The 1,816-nt window shown below is 36.3% G+C and carries 2 protein-coding genes; both read left to right on the forward strand.

What is annotated here, in order from left to right; all coding sequences use genetic code 11:
- The coding region (locus ACTF6W_RS06165; RefSeq protein ID WP_438993672.1) for an aminotransferase class IV at positions 1–880 on the forward strand (880 nt) is incomplete at its 5' end.
- Positions 881–1,082: 202 nt separating this feature from the next.
- Positions 1,083–1,796, forward strand: coding sequence for an AAA family ATPase (locus tag ACTF6W_RS06170; protein WP_438993673.1), 714 nt, complete (start codon positions 1,083–1,085; stop codon positions 1,794–1,796).
- Positions 1,797–1,816: the final 20 nt, after the last annotated feature.

Raw genomic sequence — 1,816 nt, forward strand, 5'->3', positions numbered from 1 at the left:
TATTGATGAACTTGAAGATCATCAAAGAGGAATTTATACGGGGGCGATTGGTTATTTTACGCCGCAAGGTGATATGTGTTTTAGTGTCCCAATTAGAACGATGACGATTAATAAAGAAGGCCAAGGTGAACTTGGTCTTGGTGGGGCTATTGTTGCCGATTCAAACGCAGAAGAAGAATATAACGAATGTTTATTAAAAGCATCATTTGATACCAATAACCATCCTCGTTTCGACCTTATTGAAAGTTTAAAATATTCACCGACCCAGGGATACCCATTTCTTGAAAAGCACCTTGAAAGATTAAATAATTCGGCAAATTATTATTTGTTTAATATAAATATTGATGATGTTAGAGCAGAATTAGTAGAACATGCCGAATTATTAAACTGTAATGAAAATGAATTTTTTAAAGTTCGGTTGTTGTTATCCAAAGAGGGAAATGTGACTATTACTTCTGAAAAGATAATTGAAATGAATGAAGAAGTTATACCCCTTGCCGTGTTGTCCTCATCTTCAATAGATAGTGAAAATCCATTTTACTTTCATAAAACAACAGAACGAAATTTTTACCAAAGTGAGCTTGCTAAATACCGTAAACTAACAAATTGTTTTGATGTTATTTTTTTGAACGAGAAGAAAGAAGTTACTGAAGGTAGTTTTACTAATATTTTCATAAAAAAAGATGGTTTATATTATACACCGCCGATTGAATGTGGATTATTACCTGGTATATACCGAGATCATTTACTGGATGATGAGAATTTTAAGACGATAGAAAAAAAACTTAAGATTTCTGATCTAAAATCGGCTGATGAGGTCTATTTGTGTAATTCCGTTAGAGGTCTTCAAAGGGTTAATATTCAATTAAATATAGATTAAATCCGCCCCTATTTAGTTAAAATTAGCAATAAAAATAAATTTTTATGTTTTGTTTTCAAACACTTATCTTATTAACTGTAAGTGTTCGTTTTACTATTTATTAACAACTTCCATGCATAATTACACTATAGCGTAACATTTGGGATTAACGAAAAACCAAGCCGTTACAGATTTTAGTAAACTTAAACCTCGGGGTTAGAATATGCGAGTATTAGCAGTTACATCACAAAAGGGCGGGTCGGGTAAAACGACTTTAAGCGGACATTTAGCCGTACAAGCCGAACTTGCAGGAGCGGGGCCAGTTGTTTTGGTTGATACCGACCCACAAGGAAGTTTAACGGCCTGGTGGAACGAACGCGAAGCGCCAACCCCGGCATTTGCGCAGACCAATGTATCAAGATTGCTTTCTGATCTGGATCAATTGCGTGAACAAGGTTTTAAACTGGCGATTATTGATACCCCACATGCGATTACACTTGCTATTCAAAGTGTAATTTCAGTTTCAGATTTAATTGTTATTCCAACACGTCCTAGTCCACATGATTTAAGGGCAGCCGGAGCGACTGTTGAGCTTGCTGATAGAAGTGATAAACCGTTTATGTTTGTGATCAATTCAGCGACACCAAGAGCACGCATTACTAGTGATGCAGCAATTGCATTATCGCAGCATGGTACAGTTTCCCCGACCACAATTCACCAACGTACGGATTTTGCATCAAGCATGATTGATGGTCGTACAGTTATGGAAATTAACCCAAAATCAAAATCAGCAGAAGAAATAGCAGATTTATGGGAATATGTAAGTGACAGACTTGAGAAGAATTTCAGAAGAATAGTATTCCAACATCAAGCTCAGCAATTAAGACGTACTCCGTCACAAAGTGCAGGGTTTGGCCGTCGTCAGGCAGAAGTATAAAGCAGGGATAAACAAGATGA

It is taken from the genome of Pseudemcibacter sp. (genome assembly GCF_965661635.1).
GTDB lineage: Bacteria > Pseudomonadota > Alphaproteobacteria > Sphingomonadales > Emcibacteraceae > Pseudemcibacter.